The sequence below is a fragment of the Arthrobacter sp. SO3 genome (assembly GCF_020532825.1).
Classification (GTDB): Bacteria; Actinomycetota; Actinomycetes; order Actinomycetales; family Micrococcaceae; genus Arthrobacter.
This window is the reverse complement of sequence record NZ_MQTS01000181.1, coordinates 11,418-16,327: the sequence shown is the minus strand read 5'-3', so window position 1 is coordinate 16,327 and position 4,910 is coordinate 11,418. Positions and strand designations below refer to the sequence as shown.

Sequence of the window (4,910 nt, the reverse complement as noted above, 5' to 3'; positions counted from 1 at the left end):
CCGCCGCCCTGATGGGCATCCAGGCCATCAAGGGCGTCGAGGTCGGCGACGGCTTCCTCACCGCCTCCCGCCGCGGCTCGGCAGCGCATGACGAGATCGTGAAAGACGCCGACGGCAAGATCATCCGCACCTCCAACCGCGCCGGCGGCATCGAAGGCGGCATGAGCATCGGCGACGTGCTCCGCGTCCGCGCCGCGATGAAGCCGATCGCCACCGTGCCCCGCGCGCTCAAGACCGTCGACGTCAGCACCGGCGAGGCCGCCAAGGCCCATCACCAGCGCTCGGACGTCTGTGCCGTTCCCGCGGCCGGCGTCGTCGCCGAGGCCATGGTGGCCCTTGTCCTGGCCGAAGCGGTCACCGAAAAGTTCGGCGGCGATTCCGTGCAGGAAACCGCCCGCAACATCAAGGGTTATCTGGACAACATTCCGGCGTCCCTGGACTCGATCGGCCGGTAGTGCCCGCTGAAACGCCGGCAGCGCCGGCCGGGATGACCGCCAGGCCCATCGCGCTGATCGGGCCGATGGCGGTGGGCAAATCAGCCATCGGACACCAGCTTTCCCAGCATCTGGGCGCCTCCTTCGTGGACACCGACGTCGCGGTTGTGGCGAACCACGGATCCATCGCGGAGATCTTCGCCAGCCGCGGTGAGCACGCCTTCCGGGAACTGGAGGCCAGGGCCGTCGCGCGTGCCATTGAAGACGCGCGGGGCAGCAGCACCGTCATCTCCCTCGGCGGCGGCGCCGTGCTGGACTCCGGCACCCAGCAACTGCTCGAACGCTGCACCGTGGTCTACCTGCAGTGCGACGCGGACACGGTGGCGGAACGCATCGCCCGCAGTTCGGGCCGGCCCCTGCTGGCCGGGGACGCCATGGAACGATGGAAGACACTGTTCGCCACCCGCCGGCCGGTCTACGAACGGTTGGCGGATCTGGTAATCGACGTGCGGAACGGGTCCGTGCCGGACCTCGCGCACCGGATTGAAGATGCCCTGCGCGGTTACGCCGCCGGGGGAACCGCGGCCGTACCCACGCCAGCGGCGACAAAGGAAGTTGAAAAGTGATCACTGAATCAACAGTCATCAAGGTCACCGGGCAGACACCCGGTGAGAACTACGACGTCGTTGTGGGCCGCGGCCTGCTGGCCGGCCTGCCCGGACTGCTGGGGGAGCGGGTCAAACGCGTCCTCGTCATCCACCCGCGTGCGCTGCGCCTCACCGGCGACACCGTCAGGGAGGAACTTTCCACGGCAGGGTTCACGGCACTCACCGCCGAGATCCCCGACGCCGAGGAGGGCAAACACATTGAGGTGGCCTCCTTCTGCTGGCAGGTGCTGGGCCAGAACGACTTCACCCGTTCGGATGCCATCGTCGCCGTCGGCGGCGGGGCCGTAACGGACCTGGCCGGCTTCGTGGCCGCGACCTGGCTGCGCGGCGTCAAGGTCATCCACATGCCCACGAGCCTGCTCGGCATGGTGGACGCCGCCGTCGGCGGCAAGACCGGCATCAACACGGCCGAAGGCAAGAACCTCGTCGGGGCGTTCCACCCGCCCGCCGGTGTCCTGGCGGACCTCGACACCTTGGACACGCTGCCGAAGAACGAGATCATCTCCGGCATGGCCGAGGTCATCAAGTGCGGCTTCATCGCCGACCCCGCCATCCTCGAGCTGATCGAAAAGGATCCCGGCGCCGTCTCCGATCCCCGCTCGGACGCCGTACGCGAACTCATCGAACGCGCCATCACGGTGAAGGCCCGGGTCGTATCCGAGGACCTGTTGGAAACCGGCCAGCGCGAAATCCTCAACTACGGGCACACCCTGGGCCACGCGATCGAACTGGTCGAGCGCTACTCCTGGCGGCACGGCGCCGCCGTCTCCGTCGGGATGATGTTCGCGGCGGAACTCTCGCGCAGCGTCGGCCGCCTCAGCGACGCCGACGCCGACCGGCACCGCAGCATCCTGGAAAGCCTCGGGCTGCCCCTCACCTACCGGCGCGACCGCTGGCAGGCCCTGCTCGACGGCATGCGGCGGGACAAGAAGTCCCGTGGCGACCTGCTGCGCTTCGTGGTGCTCGACGGCGTGGCCCGCCCCGGGATCCTCGACGTCCCTGACACCTCGCTGCTGTTCGCCGCGTACCAGGAGATCGCCTCCTGATGCCATTTTCCACAGGCGGCACCAGCGATTGGCCGGACGGAGGGTTTACCGGGATCAAGATCAACCCGGACACCCTGGTGCCGCAGATCGTCAACGAGGATGCCGTCGCGGCAGCGCTGGCAGCCTCGACCGACCCCGGTGACCTGATCTTCGTGCGCCTTGTTCAAGGCCACGCCGGCGAAGCCGCGGAGCTGCTCGCCGAGGCCCGTTACAACGACCCCTCCTCGCTGCGCCTGCGCATTTTCGAAGCGGACGTCCTGCGGGTCTCCAACCGGCTGGACCGGGCGGTCGAACTGTTCCGGCAGCTGCTGGCGGAGACCCGAGGCACCCCGGACGAGCCCGTCATTCGGCAGCACCTCGGACGCTCCTACTTCGCCAGCGGCAACACTGCCGCCGCCGTCGAATGCTTCGCCAAGGCACTGGACCTGTTCGTCGCCGGGTCCGCGGATGCCGCCCTGATCTACGCCTCGACGGTGGCGCTGCAACGCGCCCGGTACGTCCTCGATCTCTCCTCCTGACACCGGGCAGCCAGGACCCCCGCGGGGAACCCGCCCGGGCCCCGCCCGGGCCCGTCAGGCAGCGGACCCACAAAACCGGTAGAATGGATCTTGGATTTTTGATAAATACGCGCTGGCGGGCCATTCGGCATGCTTGCCTGGCATAACCGGCTGGCAGCTAGAAGCAGCCAGCAAAGAAACCAGAGGATACAGTGGCAACCACTAACGACATCAAGAACGGAACCGTCCTTAAGCTTGAGGGCCAGCTCTGGAACATCATTGAGTTCCAGCACGTCAAGCCCGGCAAGGGCGGAGCGTTCGTGCGCACCAAGATGCGTAACGTGATGTCCGGCAAGGTCGTCGACAAGACCTTCAACGCCGGACTCAAGATCGAAACCGCCACGGTTGACCGCCGCGACTACCAGTACCTGTACCAGGACGGCGCGGACTTCGTGTTCATGGACACGACCGACTTCGACCAGCTCACCGTCCCGGGTGCAACCGTGGGCGACGCCACCAACTTCATGCTCGAGAACCAGATGGTCAACATCGCCATCCACGAGGGCAACCCGCTCTACATCGAGCTGCCCCCCAGCGTCGTGCTCGAGATCACCTACACGGAGCCGGGCCTGCAGGGCGACCGCTCCTCGGCCGGCACCAAGCCCGCCACGCTTGAAACCGGATACGAGATCCAGGTGCCGCTGTTCGTCGAGAACAACACCAAGGTCAAGGTCGACACCCGCGACGGCAGCTACCTCGGGCGGGTCAACGACTAGTGAGTGCACGCGGTAAGGCCCGTAACCGGGCCCTGGATGTTCTCTTCGAAGCGGAACAACGTTCCGTGTCGGCGTTCGATGTGCTGAAGTCCCGCCGGGAGCAGACGGACCAGATCGTCAACCCGTACACCCTGGAAATCGTTGAGGGCGTGATCTCCCACCAGAGCGCGATCGACGAGTTCCTGGAAACCTATTCGCAGGGCTGGACCCTGGAGCGGATGCCGTCGGTGGACCGCATCATCCTGCGGATCGGCACCTGGGAGCTGCTCTACAACGACGACGTTCCCGACGGCGTTGCCGTCAGTGAGGCCGTGGCGCTTGCCAAGACACTCTCCACGGACGAATCGCCGTCGTTCATCAACGGCCTGCTGGGCCGCCTGCAGCAGTTGAAGCCTTCGCTGCTCGCCTAGAGCCAGACGCTGAAAAGGAACCCCGCCCGGAACATCCCGGCGGGGTTCCTGCGTTCTCCGGGTCAGCCCACGACGGCGGCCCGGAGGGCGCCGATTTCGGCGAGCTGGCGGCGCTCATCGAGCTGGTGCACCGGCACGTCCCGGCCGCTGAGGATCCGCTGCCGGGTGAAGGCGAGCTGGGTGGCGGCACGCAGCAGGGCCTTCATCTGCGGGCCCCGGCCGATGGATTTGGCCCAGCGCAAAGCGGAACGCCGTCCGCCGCCGGTGCCCAGCATGTCCACCTCGGCCGCGGTGAACCAGCCCGCCGCCGCGTATTCCTTGAGCCGCTGGCGGGTGAGCCGGCGTTCGGCGACCCGCAGCAGTACGATGACCAGGACAGCCAGCAGGAAGATCGGCACCTGCACCAGCAGGTACTGGGCCAGGAAGTTCTGCCCCATGCCGTTCCAGCCGCTGTGCAGCAGCATCGCGGGAACGAGGCCGACGGCGAACGCGAGCACGGACAGACCGTTGTTCCAGCGGCGCGCGGCGAAGCCCATGACCAGCCCGGTCGTGCCCGTGAAAATGGCGTGGGCGAACGGTGACATCACCCCGCGGAGGAAAAACACCACCGCGAGGTCCGTGCCGGGGTCGCTGGATTCGGCGATCGCGCGGCCGAAGTAGAGGATGTTCTCGGTGAACGCGAAGCCGGCCGCGATCGTGAAGGCGAACACCACACCGTCCACCGGTCCGTCGAAGCTTTTCCGGGCGAACAGCAGGAGGAGCAGCAGTCCCAGGGACTTGGCGAATTCCTCCACCACCGGTGCCTGGACAGTCACAGCGAAGGTCTTGTAGTCCAGGCCGGACGCCGGCCCGGCCACGAACGAGAAGTAGGGCTGGAGCAGCATCGTCACCGCAACCGAGACGACGGCTCCCCAGACAAACGCGAAAAGCAGCAGCGCCCTGGGTTCGGGCTCCCAGCGGTCGATGAAGCGCACCGTCAGCAGCACGGTACCCAGCGGTACCAGCGAAGCCAGGAAGCCGATGGCGAATCCGGAAATCCCGGTGCTGCCCAGCAGGAACGGCAGCACCAGGAACAGGCT

General features: G+C 67.0%; 7 protein-coding genes. 6 read left to right on the top strand and 1 reads right to left on the bottom strand.

The genetic code is table 11. The features are described 5' to 3' along the window. The 6 genes from BJQ90_RS16900 to nusB form a co-directional block, all read left to right on the top strand. On the top strand, positions 1-455 hold a 455-nt coding region (locus BJQ90_RS16900), incomplete at its 5' end, for a chorismate synthase (RefSeq protein ID WP_226761375.1). Between the two features lie 32 nt (positions 456-487). Continuing rightward, positions 488-1,060, top strand: coding sequence for a shikimate kinase (locus BJQ90_RS16895; protein WP_226761374.1), 573 nt, complete (start codon positions 488-490; stop codon positions 1,058-1,060). Next, positions 1,057-2,148, top strand: coding sequence for a 3-dehydroquinate synthase (gene aroB, locus BJQ90_RS16890; RefSeq protein WP_226761373.1), 1,092 nt, complete (start codon positions 1,057-1,059; stop codon positions 2,146-2,148). Before BJQ90_RS16895 ends, aroB begins: the two co-directional genes overlap by 4 nt. Further along, on the top strand, positions 2,148-2,666 hold the full coding sequence (locus tag BJQ90_RS16885; protein WP_226761372.1) for a tetratricopeptide repeat protein: 519 nt from the start codon (positions 2,148-2,150) through the stop codon (positions 2,664-2,666). The genes aroB and BJQ90_RS16885 overlap by 1 nt, the downstream gene beginning before the upstream one ends. A gap of 191 nt (positions 2,667-2,857) precedes the next feature. Next, positions 2,858-3,421 (top strand): elongation factor P, encoded by a 564-nt coding sequence (gene efp, locus BJQ90_RS16880; RefSeq protein WP_056429593.1) that lies wholly within the window; start codon positions 2,858-2,860, stop codon positions 3,419-3,421. Further along, entirely contained in the window at positions 3,421-3,831 is a 411-nt protein-coding gene (gene nusB / locus BJQ90_RS16875) for a transcription antitermination factor NusB (RefSeq protein ID WP_226761371.1), read from the top strand. The genes efp and nusB overlap by 1 nt, the downstream gene beginning before the upstream one ends. 62 nt (positions 3,832-3,893) lie before the next feature. On the opposite strand, the gene BJQ90_RS16870 is transcribed toward nusB, so the two are convergent. Next, a partial coding sequence (locus BJQ90_RS16870; RefSeq protein WP_226761370.1) for a PrsW family intramembrane metalloprotease occupies positions 3,894-4,910 on the bottom strand: 1,017 nt, incomplete at its 5' end.